General features: G+C 64.5%; 23 protein-coding genes, 1 tRNA gene and 2 pseudogenes. 16 read left to right on the top strand and 10 right to left on the bottom strand.

Annotated features, from left to right (window positions below; translation table 11 throughout):
• Window positions 1-4: 4 nt before the first annotated feature.
• Genes MYCSM_RS15170 through MYCSM_RS15150 form a run of 5 tightly spaced genes read left to right on the top strand, consistent with a single transcriptional unit; the run spans window position 5 to window position 4,769 of the window.
• Window positions 5-433, top strand: a complete 429-nt coding sequence (locus MYCSM_RS15170; protein WP_015307040.1) for an MmpS family transport accessory protein — start codon at window positions 5-7, stop codon at window positions 431-433.
• A complete protein-coding gene (locus MYCSM_RS15165; protein WP_015307039.1) occupies window positions 430-3,336 on the top strand; it encodes an MMPL/RND family transporter in 2,907 nt (968 codons plus the stop codon). Before MYCSM_RS15170 ends, MYCSM_RS15165 begins: the two co-directional genes overlap by 4 nt.
• 7 nt (window positions 3,337-3,343) lie before the next feature.
• Window positions 3,344-3,682, top strand: coding sequence for a DUF732 domain-containing protein (locus MYCSM_RS15160; protein ID WP_015307038.1), 339 nt, complete (start codon window positions 3,344-3,346; stop codon window positions 3,680-3,682).
• An 11-nt stretch (window positions 3,683-3,693) separates the two neighbouring features.
• On the top strand, window positions 3,694-4,134 hold the full coding sequence (locus tag MYCSM_RS15155) for a DUF5078 domain-containing protein (protein ID WP_015307037.1): 441 nt from the start codon (window positions 3,694-3,696) through the stop codon (window positions 4,132-4,134).
• Entirely contained in the window at window positions 4,131-4,769 is a 639-nt protein-coding gene (locus MYCSM_RS15150) for a class I SAM-dependent methyltransferase (protein WP_015307036.1), read from the top strand. The genes MYCSM_RS15155 and MYCSM_RS15150 overlap by 4 nt, the downstream gene beginning before the upstream one ends.
• A 3-nt stretch (window positions 4,770-4,772) precedes the next feature.
• Here the strand turns inward: MYCSM_RS15150 and MYCSM_RS35250 are convergent, their stop codons facing one another.
• Entirely contained in the window at window positions 4,773-6,308 is a 1,536-nt protein-coding gene (locus tag MYCSM_RS35250; RefSeq protein ID WP_015307035.1) for a DUF7159 family protein, read from the bottom strand.
• Window positions 6,309-7,359: 1,051 nt separating this feature from the next.
• On the opposite strand from MYCSM_RS35250, the gene MYCSM_RS15135 reads away from it, so the two are divergent.
• Window positions 7,360-8,385, top strand: a complete 1,026-nt coding sequence (locus MYCSM_RS15135) for a hypothetical protein (RefSeq protein WP_157681333.1) — start codon at window positions 7,360-7,362, stop codon at window positions 8,383-8,385.
• Between the two features lie 964 nt (window positions 8,386-9,349).
• Window positions 9,350-10,243: a cutinase family protein gene (locus tag MYCSM_RS15130; RefSeq protein ID WP_041312134.1), complete on the top strand. Its 894-nt coding sequence runs from the start codon at window positions 9,350-9,352 to the stop codon at window positions 10,241-10,243.
• A 60-nt stretch (window positions 10,244-10,303) separates the two neighbouring features.
• Here MYCSM_RS15130 and MYCSM_RS15125 read toward each other — a convergent pair whose 3' ends face one another.
• Window positions 10,304-10,567 (bottom strand): hypothetical protein, encoded by a 264-nt coding sequence (locus MYCSM_RS15125; protein ID WP_015307031.1) that lies wholly within the window; start codon window positions 10,565-10,567, stop codon window positions 10,304-10,306.
• A 283-nt stretch (window positions 10,568-10,850) separates the two neighbouring features.
• Between MYCSM_RS15125 and MYCSM_RS15120 the strand changes: the two genes are divergently transcribed.
• Window positions 10,851-11,849, top strand: coding sequence for an alpha/beta hydrolase (locus tag MYCSM_RS15120; protein WP_051073754.1), 999 nt, complete (start codon window positions 10,851-10,853; stop codon window positions 11,847-11,849).
• Here the strand turns inward: MYCSM_RS15120 and MYCSM_RS15115 are convergent.
• Window positions 11,824-13,128, bottom strand: coding sequence for an acyltransferase family protein (locus MYCSM_RS15115; protein ID WP_015307029.1), 1,305 nt, complete (start codon window positions 13,126-13,128; stop codon window positions 11,824-11,826). The two genes, MYCSM_RS15120 and MYCSM_RS15115, sit on opposite strands and share 26 nt — an antisense overlap.
• Window positions 13,129-13,230: 102 nt before the next feature.
• Between MYCSM_RS15115 and MYCSM_RS15110 the strand changes: the two genes are divergently transcribed.
• From MYCSM_RS15110 to MYCSM_RS15100, 3 genes and pseudogenes are all read left to right on the top strand, one after another.
• A complete protein-coding gene (locus tag MYCSM_RS15110) occupies window positions 13,231-14,043 on the top strand; it encodes an RsiV family protein (protein WP_015307028.1) in 813 nt (270 codons plus the stop codon).
• Between the two features lie 50 nt (window positions 14,044-14,093).
• Window positions 14,094-14,761: pseudogene (locus MYCSM_RS15105) on the top strand (glycoside hydrolase).
• A 198-nt stretch (window positions 14,762-14,959) separates the two neighbouring features.
• Window positions 14,960-15,274, top strand: coding sequence for a hypothetical protein (locus MYCSM_RS15100; protein WP_015307027.1), 315 nt, complete (start codon window positions 14,960-14,962; stop codon window positions 15,272-15,274).
• A 38-nt stretch (window positions 15,275-15,312) separates the two neighbouring features.
• Here MYCSM_RS15100 and MYCSM_RS15095 read toward each other — a convergent pair whose 3' ends face one another.
• Entirely contained in the window at window positions 15,313-16,524 is a 1,212-nt protein-coding gene (locus MYCSM_RS15095) for an oxygenase MpaB family protein (protein ID WP_015307026.1), read from the bottom strand.
• Between the two features lie 69 nt (window positions 16,525-16,593).
• On the opposite strand from MYCSM_RS15095, the gene MYCSM_RS15090 reads away from it, so the two are divergent.
• The 3 genes from MYCSM_RS15090 (at window position 16,594) to MYCSM_RS15080 (ending at window position 18,697) form a co-directional block, all read left to right on the top strand.
• The gene (locus tag MYCSM_RS15090; protein ID WP_041314092.1) at window positions 16,594-17,229 is read left to right on the top strand and encodes a TetR/AcrR family transcriptional regulator; all 636 of its coding nucleotides are present in this window, start codon (window positions 16,594-16,596) and stop codon (window positions 17,227-17,229) included.
• Window positions 17,230-17,369: 140 nt separating this feature from the next.
• Window positions 17,370-18,176 (top strand): transglycosylase SLT domain-containing protein, encoded by an 807-nt coding sequence (locus MYCSM_RS15085; RefSeq protein WP_442928533.1) that lies wholly within the window; start codon window positions 17,370-17,372, stop codon window positions 18,174-18,176.
• Between the two features lie 203 nt (window positions 18,177-18,379).
• The gene (locus MYCSM_RS15080; protein WP_015307023.1) at window positions 18,380-18,697 is read left to right on the top strand and encodes a hypothetical protein; all 318 of its coding nucleotides are present in this window, start codon (window positions 18,380-18,382) and stop codon (window positions 18,695-18,697) included.
• 115 nt (window positions 18,698-18,812) lie between these two features.
• Here the strand turns inward: MYCSM_RS15080 and MYCSM_RS15075 are convergent, their stop codons facing one another.
• Together MYCSM_RS15075 and MYCSM_RS39055 are read right to left on the bottom strand one after the other, a co-directional pair.
• Window positions 18,813-19,847, bottom strand: coding sequence for a hypothetical protein (locus tag MYCSM_RS15075; RefSeq protein ID WP_015307022.1), 1,035 nt, complete (start codon window positions 19,845-19,847; stop codon window positions 18,813-18,815).
• Window positions 19,848-19,973: 126 nt separating this feature from the next.
• On the bottom strand, window positions 19,974-20,396 hold the full coding sequence (locus MYCSM_RS39055; RefSeq protein ID WP_442928519.1) for a GMC oxidoreductase: 423 nt from the start codon (window positions 20,394-20,396) through the stop codon (window positions 19,974-19,976).
• Here MYCSM_RS39055 and MYCSM_RS38195 point away from each other — a divergent pair.
• Window positions 20,352-20,888 (top strand): MerR family transcriptional regulator, encoded by a 537-nt coding sequence (locus MYCSM_RS38195; RefSeq protein ID WP_232425767.1) that lies wholly within the window; start codon window positions 20,352-20,354, stop codon window positions 20,886-20,888. The genes MYCSM_RS39055 and MYCSM_RS38195 overlap by 45 nt on opposite strands.
• A complete protein-coding gene (locus MYCSM_RS37180; RefSeq protein ID WP_157681331.1) occupies window positions 20,888-21,241 on the top strand; it encodes a GyrI-like domain-containing protein in 354 nt (117 codons plus the stop codon). Before MYCSM_RS38195 ends, MYCSM_RS37180 begins: the two co-directional genes overlap by 1 nt.
• 116 nt (window positions 21,242-21,357) lie before the next feature.
• On the opposite strand, the pseudogene MYCSM_RS35975 reads toward MYCSM_RS37180, so the two are convergent.
• The 4 genes and pseudogenes from MYCSM_RS35975 to MYCSM_RS15050 all read right to left on the bottom strand — a co-directional run bounded on the left by MYCSM_RS35975 (window position 21,358) and on the right by MYCSM_RS15050 (window position 23,377).
• Window positions 21,358-21,856: pseudogene (locus MYCSM_RS35975) on the bottom strand (hypothetical protein).
• 1 nt (window position 21,857) lies between these two features.
• Window positions 21,858-22,208 (bottom strand): nuclear transport factor 2 family protein, encoded by a 351-nt coding sequence (locus MYCSM_RS15060; protein ID WP_015307021.1) that lies wholly within the window; start codon window positions 22,206-22,208, stop codon window positions 21,858-21,860.
• A gap of 250 nt (window positions 22,209-22,458) precedes the next feature.
• Window positions 22,459-22,535, bottom strand: a tRNA-Pro gene (locus tag MYCSM_RS15055).
• A gap of 59 nt (window positions 22,536-22,594) precedes the next feature.
• The gene (locus tag MYCSM_RS15050; RefSeq protein ID WP_015307020.1) at window positions 22,595-23,377 is read right to left on the bottom strand and encodes a sulfite exporter TauE/SafE family protein; all 783 of its coding nucleotides are present in this window, start codon (window positions 23,375-23,377) and stop codon (window positions 22,595-22,597) included.
• Window positions 23,378-23,404: the final 27 nt, after the last annotated feature.

The raw sequence follows: 23,404 nt of genomic DNA, 5'->3' as shown, positions 1-23,404 counted from the left end.
TCTGATGTTGCGTTTTGCAAAGCGCATTTGGGTGCTGCTGGTGATCCTGCTTGTAGTGGTCATCGCAGTGTTCGTGGTGGACCGCTTCCGCGGGTTCTTCGGCCACACGGTGCTGACCAAGCCGGGTGCCGGCCTGGTCAACGACCCCGAGCCGTTCAACCCCAAGGTCGTCAAATACGAGATCTTCGGCGACGGGGCCATCGCCACCATCAACTATCTCGATCTCGACGCGCAGCCTCAGAAGGTCCTCGATACAGCGATCCCGTGGCAGTTGACCCTGACCACGACGGCCCCCGCAGCTAGCCCGAACATCGTCGCCCAGAGCGACGGCAGTTCCATCACGTGCCGCATCACCGTCGATGGTGTCATCAAGGACGAGAGGACGACCGACGGCGTGAACGCCCAGACCTTCTGCTTGGTGAAGTCGGCATGAGCAATACCCACATTGGGGCCCACCCGATAATTCCGCGCTTCATCCGGCTGTTCTCCGTGCCGATCTTCCTCGGCTGGATAGCGATCGTCGTGGTAGTCAACGTCATCGCCCCGCAGCTGGAGAAGGTCGGCGAGGCGCACGCGGTGTCGTTGGCGCCCAACGATGCACCGTCGCTGGAGGCGATGCAGCGCATCGGTAAGACGTTCCAGGAGTTCGACTCGAACAGCTCGGCGATGATCGTCCTCGAGGGCGACCAGGCGCTCGGCGATTCCGCGCACAAGTACTACGACAGCCTGATCGACAAGCTGCGAGCCGACAAGAAGCACGTCGAACACATTCAAGACTTCTGGGGCGACCCACTCACCGCGTCGGGGGCGCAGAGCGCCGACGGCAAGGCCGCCTACGTCCAGGTCTATCTGTCGGGTAACCAGGGCGAGAGCCTGGCGAACGATTCCGTGCAAGCGGTCCGCGACATCGTCGACAAATCTTCTCCGCCACCGGGTCTCAAGGCTTACGTCACGGGGCCGGCGCCTCTGACCAACGATCAGCACCACGCCGGCGACAAGAGCATCCAGCTGATCACTGGCATCACCATCTTGGTCATCTTGGTGATGCTGCTGTTTGTCTACCGATCCATCGTCACCGTCCTACTCGTCTTGGTAATGATGTTCATCGAGCTGGCGGCTGCCCGAGGAATCGTTGCTGCCCTTGGTTATTACGACTTGATCGGATTGTCGACGTTCGCCGTCAATCTGCTCACGACGCTAGCGATAGCCGCGGGAACGGACTATGCGATCTTCCTCGTCGGCAGATATCACGAAGCCCGTGAGAACGGCGAAGATCGCGAAACCGCTTTCTACACCATGTATCACGGCACCGCCCACGTCATTCTCGGGTCGGGTCTGACCATTGCGGGTGCGACCTTCTGTCTGCACTTCACGAGGTTGCCCTACTTCCAGACGCTGGGCATTCCATTGGCGATCGGCATGCTCGTCGCAGTGGCCGCAGCACTGACGATGGCGCCTGCGCTGTTGACGATCTGCAGCCGATTCGGTCTGTTCGATCCCAAGCGGGCGATGAAGACTCGCGGCTGGCGCCGGATGGGTACCGCCGTGGTGCGTTGGCCGGGACCGATCCTGGCGGCATCCGTTGCGCTGGCACTGATCGGGCTGCTTGCACTGCCGTCGTACAAGCCGAGCTACAACGACCGCAATTATCTGCCCAAGGACATCCCCGCGAATCTCGGGTATGCCGCGGCAGACCGGCATTTCCCGCAGGCCCGGATGAACCCGGAGATGCTGCTGGTGGAAACCGACCACGATGTGCGCAACTCGGCGGACATGTTGGTGATCGACCGAATTGCCAAGGGCATCTTCCACATTCCCGGCGTCGGCAGGGTGCAGTCGATTACCCGGCCTGAGGGCACCCCGATCGAGCACACCTCGATCCCGTTCCTGATCAGCATGCAGGGCACTACCCAGCAGATGAATCAGGACTACATGGACAAGGTCATGGCCAACATGCTCAAGCAGGCCAATGACATGCAGACCTCCATCGACACGATGCAGCGAATGCAGAGCATAACCGTGCAGATGGCGGCCACCACGCACAGCATGGTCGAGAAGATGAAAGGCATGACGGTCGACATCGAGGAATTGCGCGATCACATCGCCGATTTCGACGACTTCTTCCGACCGCTGCGCAACTACTTCTACTGGGAACCGCACTGCTTCGACATTCCCGTCTGCTGGTCGATCAGATCGATCTTCGACACCCTTGACGGCATCGACACGATGACCGACGACATCAAAAACCTGCTTCCCGACATGGAGCGCCTGGACACCTTGATGCCTCAGATGGTCGCTCTGATGCCGTCGATGATCGAGACGATGCAGAGCATGAAGAACATCTCGTTGACGATGTACCAGAGCCAGAAGAGTCAGCAGGACCAGATGAAGGCGATGCAAGAGAACCAAGGGGCCATGGGCCAGGCGTTCGATGCATCGAAGAACGACGATTCGTTCTATCTGCCACCCGAGGTCTTCGACAACGCGGATTTCAAGCGGGGCATGAAGATGTTCGTCTCGCCGGATGGAAAAGCCGTGCGGTTCATCATCTCTCACGAAGGTGACCCTGCGACCCCTGAGGGCATCAAGCTGATTCCGCAGATCAAGAATGCGGCGTTCGAGGCCATCAAGGGCACGCCATTGGAGGGCTCGAAGATTTATCTGGCGGGCACCGCGTCCACCTATAAGGACATGCAGGAGGGTTCGAACTGGGACCTTCTGATCGCCGGCATATCCTCGCTCTGTTTGATTTTCATCATCATGCTGTTGCTCACCCGAGCGGTGATCGCCTCGGCGGTCATCGTCGGCACCGTGCTGTTGTCCTTGGGCACTTCGTTCGGTCTATCCGTGCTGATCTGGGAGCACATCCTCGGCATGCCGCTGCACTGGATGATCCTGGCGATGTCGGTGATCATCCTGCTGGCGGTCGGGTCGGACTACAACCTATTGTTGGTGTCCAGATTCAAGGAAGAGATACACGCCGGCATCAAGACTGGCATCATCAGATCGATGGCGGGTACCGGTGCGGTGGTCACGTCTGCCGGACTGGTGTTCGCATTCACCATGATGTCGATGGTGGTCAGCGATCTGGTCGTGGTCGGTCAGGTGGGCACGACGATCGGCCTGGGCTTGCTGTTCGACACGCTTGTGATCCGCTCGTTCATGACGCCGTCGATCGCGGCGATGATGGGCCGCTGGTTCTGGTGGCCGCAGAACGTACGCACCCGGCCAAAGCCGGTGCCGTGGCCGAAACCGGCGCGACACTCGGCCGACACCCCGATCAGCGTCGGCAGTGGCGGTACTGCTGATGAAAACCCAACGGGCCCAATTAGATAGGTGTGTGATGAAGGGATTTAGACTCGCTTCGGTTGCCGTGGCAGCGATAGCACCTGCGTTGGTTTTTGCCGCGCCGGCGTACGCCGATCCGGATACGGATTTCTCTAACGAGCTCCACACGTATGGCATTTACGGCCAGAAGGACTACAACGCGTGGATCGGCAAGATCACGTGTAAGCGGCTGTACAACGGGCTGGACCAGGATGCCGACAAGTCCGCGAAGTTCGTCTTCCTTCAGCTGCCGAAGGGCAGCACCACCGAGCAGGCGTGGCAGTTCCTCGGGGCTTCGCTTCGGTATTACTGCCCCGATAAACTGCCGGTACTCGACGCAGCCGCCCACCAGTAAGGAGCCAGATGATGTGGATCAAAGCGAGTGTCGCGGCGGCTGTGGTGAGCGTGGCGGCGACGATAGTTCCCGCGGTCGCCTCGGCTGACGCCAGTGACGACTACCCGATCCCGAATCGGATCCTGAAGACCACCTGTACCGTCGACCAGTACATGGCCGCCGTGCGCGACGTCGAGCCGGTCTACTACGAGCGTTACATGACCGACTACAAGAACCGGCCCGTCGACGTCCAAGACGCCGCCCGAGACCGCATCTACTGGTTCTTCTCCCTCGATTACGCCGCACGGCGCCAATATTCAGAAGACACCGCGACCAACGTCTACTACGAGCAGATGGCCACCCACTGGGGCAACTGGGCCAAACTGTTCTTCAACAACAAGGGCGTCGCCGCTCACGGCACCGACATCTGCATGAACTATCCGCCAACCGACCCCACGGTCTGGAACTGGTGACGTCAGTGCCGCGCCGGACGCTCAACGACGCGGTCACACAGTTCTGGAGCATCGCCGCTCCGTTGTACGATCTGCCGTTTCTTCAGCAGTGGGTATACCGGCCGGCGCAAGATGAGGTGATCGCCGCGCTGAGGGCCAGCGACGCCCGGCGGGCGGCCGATATCGCTTGTGGCACAGGTATTCTCGCCGCCCGTATCGCGAGCGAGCTGCACCTTGACGAGGTCTACGGCGTTGACATGTCTGACGGCATGCTCGCTCAGGCCAAGGTCCGCTCGTCAGACGTGCAGTGGTGCAAGGGACCTGCCGAGCATCTCCCGTTCGAGGACGGCACGCTGGACGCGGTCGTGACCACTTCGGCGTTTCATTTCTTCGACCAACCCGCCGCGCTGCGTGATTTTTACCGAGTTCTTGCCCCAGGCGGTCTGGCGGCGGTGACGACCTTGAGTCCGCGCCAGGTGCTCCCCTTGCATCGGCTGTCTGCCAACCGGCTCAACCCCGCGCACAACCCGTCTCCCTCGGAGATGCGGGCACTATTCGAGGACGCGGGCTTTGCGGTCAGCGATCAACACCGTGTCCGCCGGCCTGCGTGGACGCTGGTGCTGTCGGACTTGATCACCATCGGCGTCAAGCACTAACTGTCAGGGCAGCCCGCCGAACAACGGGCTCAACACCTGCTGCAACGGGTCCGGTGGCGGCGGCTCGGCACCCTCCGCCGGCGGAGGTGGCGGCACGGTCGGTGGCGGCGCTGCAGGTGGTGGCGCGATGGGTGCCGGCGCTGCAGGTGGCGGCACCGTCGGTGCCGGCCCTGCAGGTGGTGGCGCAAAGGGTGCCGGCGCTGCAGTCGGCGGCGCAACGGGCGCTGCTAGCGGCGCGACTGTCGGCGGCGCAACGGGCGTCGGTGCCGGAACTGCGTGGGGCACAGCCGTAGCCGCCGACACCGGAGCTGGGACGGCTACCGGCTCGGGTGCCATGGACGCAACGGGCTCCGCTGGGGGCGGCAGCGGTTCAAGCGGTGGAGGCGGTGGAGGAACGGACGGCGGTGGTTCGGCGGCCAGCGGTTGAAGCTGGGGAACGTGCTGCGGAGGAACCGTGTGGACACTGACCGACGTTACCGAGGTGTCCTCGGCGGCAGTGTCTGCGGCTTGTGCGGAGGAGTTCTCGACATTGAGCGCCGAACCGGCTGCGAGAAACAGTGCGGCCCCGAAAACCGCGATGGCCGCGGCACCGATCGTCAGCTTCTTCGTGTGCGCCACCAGCCACGGTCGTTGCCTGGTCGATGAACCGGCTTTCGGTTCGATTCGCGGCTTCTCGATCACCCGAGTAGCGGCGGTGCCGCTGGCCGTCGCTGCCGTAACGGTTTCTGCCGTCGCAAAGGCCGGTTTCTTGACAAGCGATATCCGCCAAGGCGGCTCGGTAGCCGCCGGCGAAGTCGTTTCGCCCTGGCTGACCGTCGCCAGTGCCGCCCCACGCGCAAGCGCGACCTGGGTGTCGACGGAGTCGGAGACGGCTATCGGCAGAGCCTCGGCGATCGGCCGGGTGACCTCATCGAGATCGGCACGCGCCCCGACGAGATACAGACACTCCGGTAGCCAGCCATCCTTGCTAAAGACGGTTCTCAGCCACTCGACAAGGTCGTCAGTGGATTCGCGGGTATCGGTGACGGCGGTGAGCACCGTGCCCGCCCCGGTGGCGATGATCATGACCGTTGCCAGATCAGGCTCGAGGACACACAGCCCCGTCTTGGCATGCGCACCTTCGCGCCCGACCTCGATCCCCCACGCCTGCGCGGCATTGCTCAAGGAGATCGAGTGCGCGTTGTCGAACCCCAAGCCCGCCAACGACTTCAGCAGTGCCGTGGCGTCGCTCTCGACGTCGTCGGTCCACGTGACGTGGACGGCATCGACGTTGTGGCCGCTCGCGGTGGCGATGGTCTGCGCGCCGCGGGCTGCCGCGGCATGCGGGGAGGTAGCACCTTCGCCACCATCTCCGGCGGACAGAATGTCGAATGCGTCGTGATCGAGAATGGCGGCGTCAGGACCCTGTCCGTCGAGAAGCACCCACCCAACACTGGTGGATGTCATCGACAGTCCCAACACCGATTGCACTTGATGCCCCACTCTCGTCGCGTAACCGACGCCGCCGTCGCGGGTCAGGCCCTCACCCGAAGCGAGCATAGTTTGCCCGCTCCTGCGCGTCATCTCGTGAAGATGAGAAAGCGCACAGCACCGACTCTGGGACCTTATCGGCGTGGCCACCAGCGCTGTTACCACCTATTGACCTGTTGAATACAGACGTACCGCATGGAAACTCCTGAAAATCCGCCGCAGGGGCTGGCGTTGCGTGCCTGCCTGCCCATGCGGTTCACCGTCCCGACCTGCCGGGGATGGCTCCTGTTTACTGTTTGCTGGACACGCGCAGGTCGACACCGTTTGACGACCGCGGGGTGTCCGTCGGCGCCCACCCGTACGGCACGGCTTGCGACCGACCGCCGGCGGGCATCGAGGGTTGAATTCTCAGCGATCCGGCCAGCCCGCAAATTAGCGCCGAACCCAGGCGCGACCATCGCGGCAAACTTAGTCGCGTCACGGTGGACGGTCCGATCGCCGGCCGCTCGCCAGGTATGCATCAATACCACCGCGGTGCAATACCACGATATTCCGACCGATGGGGGTCAACGCTGGGCTGGCGTCAATGACCCGCCAGGTCGACCTCCTCCGGGAAACGCAGGGCCTCAACCAATGTCAGCAAACCCAATTCGTATGCTCCCCGCGGCAAGCGAGAAAGATCATTTTGGGTGGCTTTCAGAAATCGTTTGCTGCCCATTTCCTTTGAGCCGGTTTCACTGCAGAATCGTCTTAGTTAAACACCGAAACTGTGCGAGAATACCCTTCGTTACCTACCGACGAGATCGCTTGCTGGTGGGAGGAGACCAAGATTTCGACGCAACTGCGCCTCGCAGCGGGTGTCTTCATGCTGACGACAGGCCTCCTCATCGGGAGCGCCGGTGGAGCGATCGCCGCAGCTGACACCACCGACGCGGCTGGTCCGTCCACCTCCACCAGCGAGGGGGCTGGCGGGACGGCCAAAGACGTCAACGCGCCTGCGTCGGTCGCTAGTAGCGCTAATAAACCGCTGTCATCGATCAGTAGCACCCTTCAGAACGTTCTCCAGACGCTCGGTTCACTCGGCAAACCAGGCGTAAAGCCCCCCGTCGGGCAGAAACCCGTGACGCCCGACGTGAAACCGACGACGCCCGAAGACGTGAAACCGACGACGCCCGCCGTGGCACCGGACACCGGCGCCGCCAGCACCGAGTCCTCAGAGGTCACTCCCGCGGTGATCACCACCGCCCCTGCTGAGTCGGGCGAGAAAGCCGGGACCGCCAATCCCAACCCAACTCCGCTGACCATGAACGTCACCGGATCGGATCCAAATGGCCCCCCACCGTCCACCGTAGTGCTCACGCCGGCCCTCGAAGCGTTCCGGCCATTGACCAACACAATCGCGAGTGTCGCCGGAGTTGCGCTGATGCTGCCCGGGGCCCTCGCGGCACTGCCTAACTCCGGGAATCCGCTTGGCGACGTCATGGCGTCGCTTCAAATCATGCTCGGCATAGTCAATGCCGCCGTCGCGCCGCTAGCGCTCATACCAGGCGACCTCTACTCCCTGATGGTCGCCGCGGCCGGGTCGACAGCCGAACCCGTCGGCGTCACCTCCGGTCCGGGTCTTTCGGCCGCAGCAAGCGCGGGCCTGATGCTGCCAACGACAACGTTCACCGGGCCGATCCTTCCGATCGGTCCCGGCGGAGGCATGCCGTTGCTTGGCGACGTCATCGCGCCTGCAACGCTCGGTGGACTTGCAGTCGCAGGCTTGAGCGCGGACCTGTCGCTGTCCGGGACTGCCCCGCTGGCGATTGGCGGCGCCGGTCCGGCGGACGCGCTGTCGTTCCTTGAGCACACCGTGAAGGCGGTGCTGGCACCCGCTTCATTGACCGCGCTTGCCGCATTCGCGCTGCCGGGCATGGCCGGGCTTCTGATCATCTGCGCGGCGGGCATGCGGCTCGGATACCGCCAGGCAAAGGCAGCGCTCGCCGTACGGGCAAGCGCGATCTCGTGCTTCGCCCGCCAGGGGCCGTTGGGCGTCGTTCGGTCCGGTTCGCTTGTCGCGCTGCACACGCGGCATCCGCGCGCGTTGCGCGTCGTCCGGCCTGCGGCCTCTCGGGTCACGCCACTTTTCGAACAGGCCGCCTGACACGCCAGCCGGAATTCGGCTATTACGCGGGGGATCTCACGTCAGGCCTGCATTCGCAGCGCACTCGGCACTGTCGCAGCGGGCGCATTGGCCTCGTGCCGGGATCCCGCGCAAGGACCGCAGGCGCAGCCGACAACGTCGGCCTCACCGAAGCCGTCTAAGTCATCCGATCCGCAGAATTGGACAGCGCTCGACGACGCCATCGACGGCCACGTCGTGGTGCCCTCGAATGCCGACTAGGCCGGGGCCGTCACCGACCTCGATCCGGCCAGGTACGGCGTTTCCGTGGCGTCGTCAGGCCGCGTGCCTGCAGTGGTATACCGAGCCTTCGCCTGACCGAATCGGCACCGCAAACCGGTGGCTGACCAGTGCGCATGCCGCGGTCCAGGCGCATTCGGTTGGGCGTTATGTCAACTACGCGGAGCCGGACACGCCTGCGTCGCGCGACTTCGGAGCAAACCTGGAACGGCTAGTCGCAGTCCGTCAGAAAACGACCCTGCGGGCCTGATGTATTCGGCGCTGTGACATTCGCTGGTCGTCGGGCGACATACGAGCGTGGGCAGGCGTGCATCGAGACCGCAATGGTCAATCAGTCCGCAACTTTCGAGGCGAGTCGAATCCAGGAAAGCGAAACGTCAACGCGGGCAGAAGAACCTGCGCCAGCTTCGCTAGCGTCCGATTAGCAAGCTCTAAGGAGGCATTAAGAGATTAGGTGTTCAGCGGTGGGTTTACGTAGTATTCACCGCAATCCACTTCGGCCAGGCTGGCAGCATCTGGGTGTCGCGTAATACTTGGCGGCTGTCTCACGACATAGATGACATCGTTGCGAGCGGGGAGGTCAGTCATGGCGAAGCTGCAGTCTGTCGCTATTGCTGCTGTGCTGCGAAAATGGGGCAAACCCAGGGCGCACGAAGGGTTTTCCGCTCGGGGCGCATCACCCGCCGCGGTGTGCAAGCATAGGTCCGTGAAGCCACGTCATATCGCCGTATCGATTGGCGCTGCGGCACTGGCGACTTGCGGCCTGTCGAGTGCACCGACTCCATCCGCGCAGGCCGAGCCGTGCCCGGACGCCGAAGTTGTTTTCGCTCGAGGCACCACTGAGGCGCCCGGCGTAGGGCCGACGGGAGAAGCGTTCGTCGAGGCACTGCGCGCGCGTGTCGCGCCGAAGTGGGTTGGCGTGTACGCCGTCGACTATCCGGCGACCATCGAATTCTCTACCGCCCTCGACGGCATCAACGACGCGCGCACACACATCCTTGCCACCGCGGCGAATTGCCCCAAGACCAAGATGGTGCTCGGCGGATTCTCGCAGGGTGCCGCGGTCATGGGCTTCGTCACCGCGAGCGTTGTGCCCGACGGGGTTTCGCCGGCGGAAGTGCCGGCACCAATGCCGCCCGAGGTGTCCAACCACATCGCGGCGGTTGCATTGTTCGGCAAGCCGTCGACACGCTTCATGCGTGCGATCAATGACCCGGCCGTCACCATCGGCCCGCAGTACGTGGGCAAAACCATCGACCTGTGCGTCGACAACGACCTTGTCTGCGATACCGGCGGCCGGAGCTTCTCGGCACACAACACGTACGTCGACGCCGGAATGACCGATCAGGCAGCGACTTTCGCCGCGAATCAACTGCAAGCCAGTTGGGCCGCCGACGTGCTAGCGCAGCCACCCGCGACGGGAGCGGCGCCGGGACCGCAAGCAACGCCTGCGCCTTCGCCGCTGTCCGCACCTGTCGCTCCAGCACCGCAGGCACCCGTGGTCGCGGCCGCCGGACCCACACCGCATCTGGATACCGCGCCCGTGCCTCCGGGCCCGCCCCCGGGTCCGGTCGCACCGCCTATTGCGCCTCTCGCCTGACGTAAAACAGACCCGGCGCCCGTCCACGTCGTGACGAGCGCCAGGCCAAGACATGAGGGGTTAGGTTCCCTTGGCGTAACGCGTCAGGAAGCCGAAGGCGGCGATCCCCGCGACCACACCGACCACCCCCCAGATCACGAACGGGAAGACCAGTGAAATCGGCGACCAGCCGACGCTGGAGAACGTCACTGCCGTGTAGATCAGCCAGAGCAGCCGGTAGGCGCACCAGAGTGCCGTCAGACCAGTCGCGATCCCGATACCCAATGCCGTACGGCGGTCGACGCGGTTGATCTGTTCCTCGAGCTGGGTGGGCACGAGCTTCATTGCGGTAGTCCTTTCGTTGTGCGCAGCCAGGTTTGGCGTCGTCATTGCGATAAGTAGAGGCGCCATCGGCGGCTACCGATCCCAACAAATGCCGTCGGCGAATGGATCAGTTAGCTCGACGGGTGGTCTCTTCGGTTGGGATGCAACGGGAGTCGCGCCTTCTGACATCCACATTCATTTTGCGAACCCACTGGTCACAGCGGGGTCGACGAAACCGGACGACACGCAACATTTGAATCCGGAAACGGTTGCCTGTGGATTCGCTGAACTACATAATCACCCCGTGACCCAACTGAACAGTCGTATCCGTGCGTTCGTCGTCGTCCTGATCTCGGTAATTCCGTTCCTGGCAACCCCGGTCGCGGCGGCGGATCCGCCGAGTGGAGCACCAGGCGGTGGCCCACACATCACCGACATTCAGCACGTCAACGACCGTTGGGACAAGGTCTCGGTGTACTCGCCGGCGATGAACACGGTGATCGTCAACGATGTCTTCAAGGCCCCGAAGTCCGGAGCGCCCACCTTCTATCTGCTGCCCGGCATCGACGGCGGCGACGACATGGACGGCGGGGGCATTGCTCCCGGCGGCAAGAGCTGGTTCGGGATGACCGACATTCAAGGCTTCTTCGCCACCAAGAACGTCAACGTCGTGTCCCCGCTGGGCGGTGCCTTCAGCTGGTGGACCAACTGGGTCGCTGATGGCAGCAAGCAGTACCAGACCTATATGACCCAGGAGCTGCCCCCGCTGATCAACAAGCAGTACAACACCAACGGCCGCAACGCCGTTGGAGGCTTGTCCAGCACCGGTGGCACCGCGGTGGATTACGCGGTGCAGGCACCGGGGCTCTATCGCGCAGTGGGTTCCTACAGTGGTCTGCTCAACCCCGCGGATCAGCCCCAGCAGGTGTCGATGACGCTGATGAGTGGCGGTGCGAGTGCCGATGCGATGTGGGGTCCGGCGGGTGGTCCGGTGTGGGTGGCCCACGATCCGTCGAAAAACGTCGCCAAGCTCAAGGGCGTGGCGGTCTATGCCGCCGCGTCGACCAGCGGCGGGGAGGGCGCGGTCGACCGGCTGCCCGAGGGCTTCGGCCCCAACTTCACCGGCGGGTTGATCGAGCGCATCGTCGCCGACAGCACCAAGGCGTTCGCCGACGCGGCAGCCGCCGCAGGCGTGCCGGTCAACTATGTCGCGCGGCCCGAGGGCTCCCACACCTGGGGCCTGTTCGAGTCGGAGATGCAGGAATCCTGGAACACCACTATCGGACCCGCGCTCGGGGCGTAGCCGCTACGCGCGCGACGGCCAAGGCAGCGATGAAGCTGCCAACGGCCGTCGCGCCGATGGCATCGTCAAGCCCGTTCTTGGCGAGCAACAGGACCGCGGCGCCTGAGAAACACACCAGCGCACCGGCGACGGTCGCACGGGTGCCGTTGGCGCCGACGGGCGCATCCCACCACGGCAGTCGGCGATGTTCGAGCGGTGAGAGCAGTCGGAACATCAGGGCCATGACGACCGCGAAGACGACCGCTCGCAGCGCTAAGTGGGTCCAAAACCCTTGCGCATGAACGTCATACGCGTCAACTCCGAAGGAGTTGAGCGTAAACGCTGCGATTGCGATGGCGGGGATGTGCCACAGGTAGAGAGTCATCGCTCCCCCGTTGCCGACGACGACCGCCCGCCAGATTCGAGGCCGCGTAGTCCATCGGCGGATCACGCTGGCGGTAGCGACGAACGCGAACGACATCCACGTGCAGTGCAGAGCGAGCAGGAACGTCGGCGGAGATACATTCGACATCCGCTCGGCGCCGGTCACGACCAAAGACACGTCGTAGGGGCCGGTGATCGCCAGCACCACCTGCGCGGTGAATGCCGAGGCAGCCACGGCCCATGCCAAGCGGACAGTGATCAGCCGACGCGCGTAGGCCACCCCGATCACAACGGGGATGAGCCAGACGATCAAGAAGTTGGCGACGGCGGACATGGGCACGCCGACAGCGATCCGGACAGCGTCGAATGCCGCTGCGGCGGTCAGAAGCAATGCGATTGCGGCCGCGACTCCGCCACCCGTGCGCAACCGGGTCAGGGCGGGGACGAACGCGAGCGCGACAAGGTAGACGCCGAGAAACCACAGCAGCGCGACGCACTCGCGGCCGAGCCCCTCTGCTGATTCAGCGCCGAGGGTCATGCGCGCGATCACAAGGCCGGCCGACCATGCCGCGAGGTACCAGAACACGGGTCGGCAGAGGCGCTGGGCCCTGGTGAATAGCCATGTGCCCCATCGGGTTCCGGTATGCCAGCCGTAAGCGGCAGCAGCGCCGCCCGCGAGAAAGAACAGGGGCATCACCTGGACGACCCAGGTGATCGGCGCGATCGCGGGGAGCTCGCCGAGTAGGTTGCCGATGCGCAGTCCGCCGGTGTCGATCGTGGCGAGCAGCAGCGCGCAATGTCCGAACATGACAACGAAGAGTGCCGCGATGCGGATGAAGTCGACGGCGCGGTCGCGGCCGGCCGGTGTGTTGTCGACGACCTGGCGGGCATCGGATGCGGGCGTGGTGAGCGGCATGTTGCAAGCATGCCTGGCCAGGGCGCTTAGCGGTTGAGTAGTACTACGCGCTAATCTCTCGTCCGCGGCGTCGTGCCGCAGTTTGCCAGGAGGGAATTCGGGATGCGCATCTTCAATGTGGCCGTGCTCGTCGCGGCCGTCGCCATCTTCGGCTCTTCGGGCGTGGCGTCGGCCGCGCCGAAGGACTACTGCGCCGATCTGAAGGGCGGCAACACGGGCCGGACGTGTGAGATCCAGCTCGCCGACGCCGGCTACAACGTCAACATCAGCATCCCGCTGGACTACCCCGACCAGAAGTCGGTGGCCGACTACATCGCCCAAACGCGCGACGGGTTCCTCAACGTGGCCAAATCCGGCGCGCCGCGCGACACGCCGTATGAGCTGAACATCACGCCAACGGAATACAACTCGGCAGTGCCGCCGCGGGGCACGCAGGCCGTGGTGTTCAAGGTGTACCAAAACGTCGGCGGTGCGCATCCGCAGACGATGTACAAGGCGTTCAACTGGGACCAGAGCTATCGCAAGGCGATCATCTGGACGGCTGCACCGGACGATAAGAACAACACGCCGTTGTGGCGCGTCGACGATCCGCTGAAGGTCGTGGGCCCGATCGTGCAGGCTGAGCTGCAGAAGCAGATGGCACCGCCGCCGCCGGCCGCGCCGCCCGCGGCGCCTGCGCAGCCCGGTCAGCCAGCGCCGACCACCTCGCCCGTGGCGACTCCGCCGCCCGCGCCCGCGGCGCCGCCGGTGGCGATCGCACCTGCGGCGCTGTACAACCCGAACAACTATCAGAATTTCGCGATAGTCAACGACGGGGTGATTTTCTTCTTCGATCAGGGGACGCTGCTGCCGGAGGCGGCTGGCGCCACGCAGGTGCTGGTGCCCCGGTCGGCGATCGACCCGATGATTGCGTAACGCTCAACCTTTGGTAAAGCTAGCCATTTCGCAGCGGATGCCGCAGTAAGGTGCTGGTCGTGCGCAAGCACCTGTTAGCCAACGGCCGGGCTCGCTGGTTGGCGCTCGGGGCGTCGGTTGTTCTTGCAGGCGGCATGTTCTACGCCCAAGGTGCCGCGCCGCGGCACAGCCCTGCGATGTAGCGGTAGTGCCGTCGACGCAGGAAGCTGCGCCGCCGCCGAGTGCGGCGAAGGTGGCGGCTCCGTCGGAGGCGGAGTTGTTGGCGGCGAGCGCACCGGTGTCTGGGCAGGATTTCCAATTCTCGTTGCCTGCTGGCAACGCACCGGAGGGCGGGTTGCAGATCCACCCGATCTGGGTGGCCCGTGCGATCAGCGTGATGTTCCCGGAGATCAAGACGATCGGTGGGTATCGGCAGGATCCGTTGCCGTGGCATCCCAACGGGTTGGCGATCGACGTGATGATTCCGGACCATCACTCCGATGCGGGCATCGTATTGGGTAACCAGATCGCGGGTTATGCGTTGGCGATCGCGAAGACATGGGGCGTCATCCACGTGATATGCCGGCAGGGCTTCTACCCGGCTCAGGCGGCGCCGAGTTGGACCGCGAACTATGGCAACGAAACCGCAAATCACATGGACCATGTTCATATCGCGACGGACGGTGGCGGCTATCCGACGGGGAAAGAAAGCTACTTCCTCGATTCAATGCGTTCTTGAGAAAAGAACTGCCACACGCGTTTCCAATCCTCCGTAAGACGTTTGTCCTTCTAGCGGCCGGGGACCCGCGCGCAATCTCTTGATGGCGCAACGACGTGTTTGGCCATGTCTGCAGAGGGCTTATCGGCGCGGCGGTCGAAGACTATGCTCCGCGCTTGGGGAGGAAGGCATACGCCTGCAACACATTAGGGGGTCAAAATGACTGTTGTCTCGTTCGTACTGCTTCGCCCGAAACCAGGCACCAATTGGGACGCTATCCAAAAGCACATCAAGAAAGGGTGCGATCTCGCCCGCAAGCATGGTGCTGAGAACGTCACCACATTGTGGAACGTGGCTGGTGGACCCGCTACCGGCACACTAGCCGTGCTCTCTAGCACTGCTGATTGGACAAGCTACGGCAAGGTTCAGGAATCGATGATGGCCGACGCCGATATGCAGGCGCTCATGTCCGATCCGAAGAGCCCGATCGCCAGCTGGGAAACGTACCTCAGCCAGACGATCCCTGACATTTGATCTGCGACCGGATCATGTTGGCGGGCAACGTGACCCGTCTATACGACGCTGCTCATGTGTGACGCCGAGTCACCAATCTTCGCTTCGGCATCGCCGATGATGGTGTGCAGCAACGTTTTTTGCTCTCGCTGACCGCGGGATGCCGCACGATTCCTACCGCCGGGCAATATCAATGCCGCGACGCTGCGGCCGACGTTGACCGGAATCCGTAACAGCGGATACCAGGGCGGCATGTAGGCCAGGCCGAGCGTGCGCATCGCCCGCGGCCCAAGGAAACCGCTCGTCACCGACAGGTGCTGGGCCCATGCCAGGCGACGGCGCAGGCCTGACACGCTGCGGTAGTGCCACGACAGCGGGTCCTCGGCCATCGGCACCGACAACTGCTGCGTAGAGTCGTCGGGCTTCGAGAGTGCGGTAGCCGTATGAAAGAGCACGCGGATGCCATCGCGGAAGTTATGGGGCAACCATTCGTCCTGCACGCCGATCAGCCAGCCGACATAGCGAGTCAGGTGCGCGATGGCGTCAAGGTCGCCAGGCCCGGGCAGGAGCCCCATCCCCATCGCGCCCGCAGGCGGGGCGACGAGCGCGCCGACCAGCGTCGCGGCCATATCGGTCTGATTCACCGGCAGACCCCACTCGTCGGTGCGCCAGTCCGGCATGGCCGCGATATGCCGGCGCACCAACGCGTGGATCAGCCGCACACGCAGCGTGGAACGGTAACCGATTCCGAACGGGACCAGGCCACCGTCGGAGATGACGTCCATCGCCCACTGCATCGTCTCAGCGAACCGCCGGTTCGAGCCCTTCTCCAGCGCACCCGTCCGCAGCAGGGTCTTGTTGAATCCGGAGAACTGATAGCCGCCGAGCAGTGATACGTCGCGCGCGACGTACATGCCGTCGGCGCCACCGATCCGCAGCGCGCGTTGCCCTTTGCGCACCTTGTCCCAGTCGACCCATTCGGGTGCTGACTCAACGCGAATGAAGAACTCGCGCAACGGCTCTGGCGCTTCGGGCACGTTCTCGATGCCCACGGCGCTCGCCCTCTCGAACAGGGCCCGCGCCTCATGCATGCCCGCAGTCGGCATCCACTCGACGAGTCGATCCATCGGTTCGTCGCCGGCAGTCAGCTGCTCGCCGAGCCTGCGCCACTGCTCCGGTGTCGGCTCGCGCAAACCCAGGAGCAGTGCGAACAACCGAACAAGGGCCGGAACCGCGAGCGGCCGTTCGGGATGGCGAGCCGGAATGGTCATCGCTGCTCCCCTTTGAGCAATTGGATAACGCTTGTAGTCAGAATCTAGGCTGCGGGTATGGTGCTGTCAATGAAGCGCGCGGAGGTGGTGCGCGAATACGGCGGTATCAGCGCAACCGACCGCCGCGCCGAACGCCGCCGAAAGCTGCTCGCTGCCGGCCGGCGCACCTGGGGCGAGTCGGGAGTCACCGAGGTGACGGTCCGCGGGGTTTGCAATGAGGCGGGGTTGACCTCGCGCTATTTCTACGAGCAGTTCCCGAACCGCGAGGCGCTGCTATTTGCGATCTCCGACGACGTGCGGGATCAACTGCTCGAGGCGCTCCTTGTCGCCGGGATCGGCGACCCAGGGACGCTCGGCGACAAACTTCGATCAGCGCTGACGGCGTTCCTGGACATCATCGCCGCCGACCCGCACGTGCACCGCATCGCTACCGGCGACGTGAGCAGCGTTCCGGGCCTGGCGCAGCACCGCACGCAAATCCTCGACATGATCACCGATCTGGTCATCCAGCATGCCCCTGACGTCTTGAGCGGGGAAACCCCGAATCCCGCCGACTTGCGGCGAAGCGCGTTGTTCATGGTCGGCGGCGTGAACCAACTCATCGAAGCGTGGCTGGAGAATCCGCAGGAGACCACGGACGAAGTGGCGGCCGTGTGCGCTGACCTCTGCGTGGCCGTGGTTCGCGGCATCACCCGGTCGATCTGACAGGACTTATTGTGCTGCAACGACTTTCAGCTCTTGCATTTACCGCAACCTTGCTTGCATTAGCCGGTTGTTCGATGTCGAGACCGCCGGACACTGCAGCGCCTGTGACGTCGCCCGGCGGTGGGCCGGTCAGCGCAACCATGCTCGACGAACCGAGGGAGCCGGGGCCTACGGGCGCGCAACCCAGGCTGGCGGCGGATCCGGCGCAGTTGGCCGACGATCTGGTCGCCGACGAACAGGTCCTGCATGACCCGTCGGCGTCGGGGGCGGCTTTGGTGGAAGCGGCTCGCCGACAGCAGGCGGCTTATCGCGCCATTGGGCGCCACCCCGAGTGGGACGAGGTCACGCGCGCGCGAATTCCGGCGTCGATGCTTGGGGTTTACGACCTCAATGTGGATGCCCGTCGGCAGCTTGGGACGTTGGCACATGCGACGGACACCGTGCCGGCGTGGCGCATTGAGGCTCCGGCCCCGGCTGCGGAGCTCTTGAGTGACTACCGCGAGGCGGAGTCGGCGTCGGGTGTGGGCTGGAACTACTTGGCGGCGATCAATCTGATCGAGACGCGCTTGGGGCGAATCAACGGTGTGAGCACGGCTGGCGCACAAGGTCCCATGCAGTTCATGCCGTCGACGTTCGCGGCTTATGGAGAAGGCGGCGACATCAACTCGCCCCGAGACAGCATCATGGCGGCCGGTCGAATGTTGGCCGCCAATGGCTTTGCCACCGACCGTGATCACGCGATCTACCGGTACAACAACGCGAACGCGTACGTGCAGGCGGTCAACGACTACGCGGCGGTGCTCGCGGCCGACCCGACAGCATTCACCGGCTATTACCGGTGGGAGGTCTACTACCCGACGACCGCCGGTGACGTGCTGCTGCCGATCGGTTTCGTTGCGACCGAGCCGATCCCGGCCGGCGAGTACCTGGCGACGCACCCGCAGTAAGTTCGTGCGAATCTTCTCTCGCACTGGCATCCACGCCGTGCAGCGCGCTCGGCCGCGAAATCTCGGCCTTGCTCATCGGATAGAAAACCCTTCCTTCTCGGCTAACCAAATCAGACTTCGTGGCGATTACGCGGCGGCTTCCTGTAGCGCGAATATGCAAATGCGCCCAGCTGGGCGACGCTACTGGCACAGGAAGAAACCCCATGAAGCATTCCAAGATCGCGACGCTCATCGGCAGCGCCGCCATCATCGCAGGAGCGCTGTTCGGCGCCATCCCCGCCGCGCCTGCTTTTGCTGTCTGCAACGAGGGCACGCCGAACTGCCTGCAGGTCGACGCCGGGCACCAGAAGGTGCAAGACCAACTCAACGATGCAGAGACCAGTGGTCAATGTGCCGGGCCGGACGGGTTCTGCGACGACGACATACCGGGCAGCGACGTGGAACTCTCGTCGGGCGCCGCGAAATCCACGACCAAGCCGGTTATTTCGAAGACTCTCACCCCGTGGCGGGCCCAACCCTAGACCCCGCGAGCGGGTCCGACAGCCTCGGCGAGAGGTGCCTCAGCGCCGGCGATAGTAGCCGGGCTTCGGCTGTGCCTCGGTGTGTTTCACGGTGCAACGGCGGGAGGGAGGTGCGTCAGTTCGAAGTGTCGAATCGCTGGCGTTGCCGAACGCCATATGCCGCCGCCTTGACGGCCTCGTCGTCTTCCATCCCCGATCCCAGGGCACCGCCCAATGTGGCGACTGCCGCTACCAACCACGCCATGAGCAACAGGGTTGAGAGCTCGACGGGATGGCCGATGTTTTGTGCGACCATATTCGGCGGCAGGGTCCACCAGGCGGTCAGCAACAGCAAGATGAACAGCGCGGCGTGGAAAATGATGACGCCGATTGTCAGGGTGACGACAGTTGCTGCGTTGTACAGGACCGCGCGGTCGCGTGCCTCGGCCGAGTCGGGGCGTTCCCACAGGTTGTGTTCAACGATGAGCCACGCGATCAGAGCTGTGCTGGCCAAGATCGTTGCCGCGGTCAGCCGCCAGGGGCCCATGGTGGCCGACAACTGCCAAATCGTCGGGTATGCAAGGCTTACGGCCCCAGCGGCGAACGCCGCCATCATCACTTTCGACATGCCGGTAACCAATCGCCACGGTCGATTGGCGTAAACCATCCCTGCCAGAAGCCGTAGGCGTGACAGGGCTGACGGCCCGACGTAGCGGACAACGTCGTCGTCCTGTATCCGCGTCAGCCGCTTCACCGACTGGCTGTGGTTCCTCGACCGTTCCGTCACCTCGGCCACGACGGTCTGCGCCAAGTTCCTCACCCGGCGATCGACAAGTACACCGCCTACCCCGGGTATGGAAATCACAGCGAGCCGGTCAGGCACGCTGATGTCGGCTAATACCGGCGTCGTTCCCCGGCGTCGGGGCAAATCGGTGAGGTAGATGACGATGTCTTCCGTCTCGCCACCCGGGTCGATGATGTCGACCACGGCGGAGACTTCGGCGTGCTCGTCGATGGGGTAGGCGTGACGACGCACAGACACCTCCCACGAGTCATCTGCGGGCGTCCCGTCAGTCAGCGCGTCCGGCAGCGAATCGGACAGCCGTTGGGCGATCACCGCCGGGGCGCCGGGATCGGCGACCAACAAGATCGATGACGCCGCGCCCTGCATGGTCCGAGACGTACCCGCGCAGAACGGCGTCAAACTTTTGCGGTGGATCACGCTGAGCTCGTCTGTCTGCGCGACAGCCTGGTCGACCTTGATGGCGTCAGGAACCAGATCCGACGATGGCGATGCCTATCGACAGTGAGGCTGTGGTCGCGCCGATGCCCGCTGCCGCCCGAGGGTGCTGTCCTGAACGTCCAGCGGCACCGGAATCCGTTGCGCTGCAATGGCGTGGATGAGATCGGCGGCCGTTCGTCGATCATGAACGCGGCCGCATTCGTGTTCACTGGCGCGGTCTGCGGCATGACCGACGCGTCGGCCACCCGCACCCCCGGTCAGTCCGTGTACCCGCAGATCGGGTCCGACGACTGCACCGGGTCCGGTGCCCATCGCGCATGTGCCGACCGGATGGTAGTAGGTGCCGGTCAGGCCGACGACGCGGCAAGGAGCGCTAAGTTCTGCAGTGCGGACAGTCCGGCCTTCCCGGCGGGGACAAGGAGGAATTTGGTCATGGGTTCCCAACTGACCATCGGCGAGTTCGCGACGGTGACGCACCTGAGCGTGCGGACGTTGCGGCGCTACCACGAGGCCGCACTCCTCGAACCCGCGACTGTCGACCCCTTCTCGGGCTACCGCTATTACGAGCCCGAGCAGATCCCGATCGCGCAGGTCATTCATCAGCTCCGGCGGCTCGACGTGCCGCTGGCAGAGGTTCGTTCGATCCTGGCCACCGACGATCCGCAGCAGCGGGCCGAGGTGATCGCCAGCCACCTCCGCCGCCTGGAAGCCGAGCTGAACCGAACCCAGGCCGCCGTGGTATCGCTACGTCGGCTTTTGCGCCCGGATCCAGCCGACATTCACGTCGAGCTCCGGTCGATGCCCGCTCGGACCGTCGCCGCGATCAGTGATCATGTGCGCCTGAATGATTCGCTCAGCTGGTACGACGCAGCGATGACGGAACTGGACCGGCGTTCCCGCCCGAGGAACGCACAGGACCCCCCGGCGGACACTATGCGAACGCGCTGTTCGCGCACGGCGCTGGGGTGATGACGGTCTTCCGGCCGGTGCGTATGCCCCGGCCATCCGGTCGGATCGGCGTCCTGGAGCTCCCGGCAGCCGACCTCGCCATCACCGCCCATGCCGGGCCCCACGACGACATCGATGTCACCTATGGCCGCCTCGGTTCCTGGGTCGTCACTCATGCGTTGGCCGTCGACGGACCGATACAGGAGACCTACCGGGTCGGGCCTCGTGACACCGACGACCCGTCCAGGTGGCGAACAGAGATCGGCTGGCCCGTCTTTCGGCTCGCCCCGGCTGGCGCGGACCGGCGCCTCGGTGGCCATGAGACGGAGAGGCGCGCGGCTTCGCCGACCAGATCGGCGACTGCCTCGGGCTGAGAGACCTACACGGCGTGCGACGTCTCGACCTGCACCGTCTGCGATTCCAGCTCGAGAAGTCGGCGAAAGCTGCGCGCACCAGCACCACCGTGGGCCGGACCGCCGAAGGGCGCTGCTCAGTCTCCCGGCGCGAAGTCGGCGCCGCGGGACAACGCTTCGTTCGCTCGAACGTCGGCCAGCACGCCCTCGAGTGCGGAGACGACGGCGTCGAATCCGGCACTGCCCAATACCAGTCGGTTGGGCGGCGGATCCTGCCTCATAGCGGCGATGACGGCGCGCGCGCCGCGCCGCGGATCGCCGGGCTGCGCACCGTTCTCGTCGACCATCGTCGCGCGGACACCCTCCAGCATCGGCCGGTAGTCGGCGATGGACTCTGCGATGGGCTAGTCGACGAAACCCGCGTAAGCCCGGGTTCGGAATGCTCCCGGCTCCACGGCCATCACCCGGATGCCCAGCGGCGCAACCTCTTCGCGGAGGACCTCGGAAACCGTCCAACTCCGCGGGGCGGCGTGCGGTGAGCACTACCCGGTCGCCGATCTCCAATGCCGCCTCGGCGTAAGCCATTCCGAATCCACCGGGGGTGCCTCCGGTGATGAACCAAATCTGCGATGCCATATCAGGGCTCGATCACGAGTCCGCTGATCAGATCGCCGTCCAGGGTGAACCGGTAATGCAGATCGACCACCCCACCCGGGAAGTCGCCTTCCAGGCGCTGGACTACGTCTACATGCTCAGGATCGGGCACATCGGCGCCGGCGAAGTTGGTGGTGAAAATGTACCCGCTGCCTGCGCTGTGCAGCCAGGCGCCGATGTCCCGCCGTCCCTGGACGGTGCGACCCTCGTCGGTGACGGCGACGTCGGCGGTGAAGGTGCTGATGGCAGTGGCCACATCCCGAGTCTGGTGAGCGGTCAGGTACGTGGTCACCACGGCGGGCAACGCATCCCAAGTGGTGTCGGTGTTGGTCATACCGCCACAGTGGAGTTTCCCCCAGGGGGAGGGTCAAGCGCCTTTCAATGAGCGCTCCGGATATCGCGCCGGGCCGATCGTTCAGCCCCGGCGGTGAGTCGGCGGCGATGTCGGCTTTTATAGCTGGCCCGCGCGTCGGCGGCCATGGCGACCTGGTCACCGCAGCGCAGCCTGCCGTGGGTGCGGTACCAGCCGATCGCACGACGCACGGAGGCCGGTCCTCCCCTGCGCAGCGCCAGCGAGATTTGTTTGGTCGGGCTGACAGGATTTGAACCTGCGACCACTTGACCCCCAGTCAAGTGCGCTACCAAACTGCGCCACAGCCCGCGGTGCTGCTGGGGTCGCCAGCAGCAGGTCGAAAGCCTACCGCAGACTGCCCTCGCTCCCTAAACGGTTACCAGTCGATAGAGCCCGATCGCGCCGACCATCACAATCGCCGTCCGCAGTGCCGTCGGCGACAGCCGCCGCCCGTAATGTGCGCCCAAGAACCCACCGATCAACGAACCCGCCGCAATCAATCCCGCCGCCGCCCAGCTGATCCGGTCGAATGCGACCACCGTGTACGCCACCGCCGCCACGATGTTCACCAACAGCGAGAGCAGGTTTTTCGCCGCATTCATCCGCTGCATGTCTTCCGGCAGCAGCGCACTCATAGCCGCGATCAGCATGATGCCCTGCGCCGCCGTGAAGTAGCCGCCGTAGATCCCGATCGCGAACGTCCCGAACACCAGCGCCGCCATCCGCCGGCCGCTCACATGTTCCGGGGACTGGCCGGACAACTCGGCTCGCCGCCGCGCCCACTCCTGGATCTTCGGCCCGATCACGACGAGTCCTAAGGCCAGCACCAGGAGCACCGGCACGACCTTCTCGAACACCGTCTCCGGCAGGTGCAGCAGCAGCCAGGACCCCAACAACGCGCCAATCAACGACGCCGGGATCTGCCACCGCAGCCGATGCCACTGCCCACGCAGCTCGCGCCGATACCCCCACGTGCCCGACACACCGCCTGCCACCAGCCCGACCGCATTCGACATCGTCGCCGTCACCGGCGGATAGCCCAGGGCCACCAAAGTCGGGAAGGTGATCAGCGTGCCCGAGCCGACGATCGCGTTGATGGCTCCCGCCCCGACGCCTGCCAGGGCGATCAGGATCATGTGGGAGACGGGCATTTGCCCAACCCTATCGAGACTTAGCGA

The sequence above is a fragment of the Mycobacterium sp. JS623 genome (assembly GCF_000328565.1).
Classification (GTDB): Bacteria; Actinomycetota; Actinomycetes; order Mycobacteriales; family Mycobacteriaceae; genus Mycobacterium.
Note: the sequence above shows the minus strand (reverse complement) of the source record. Positions and strands in the feature narration are given on the sequence as shown.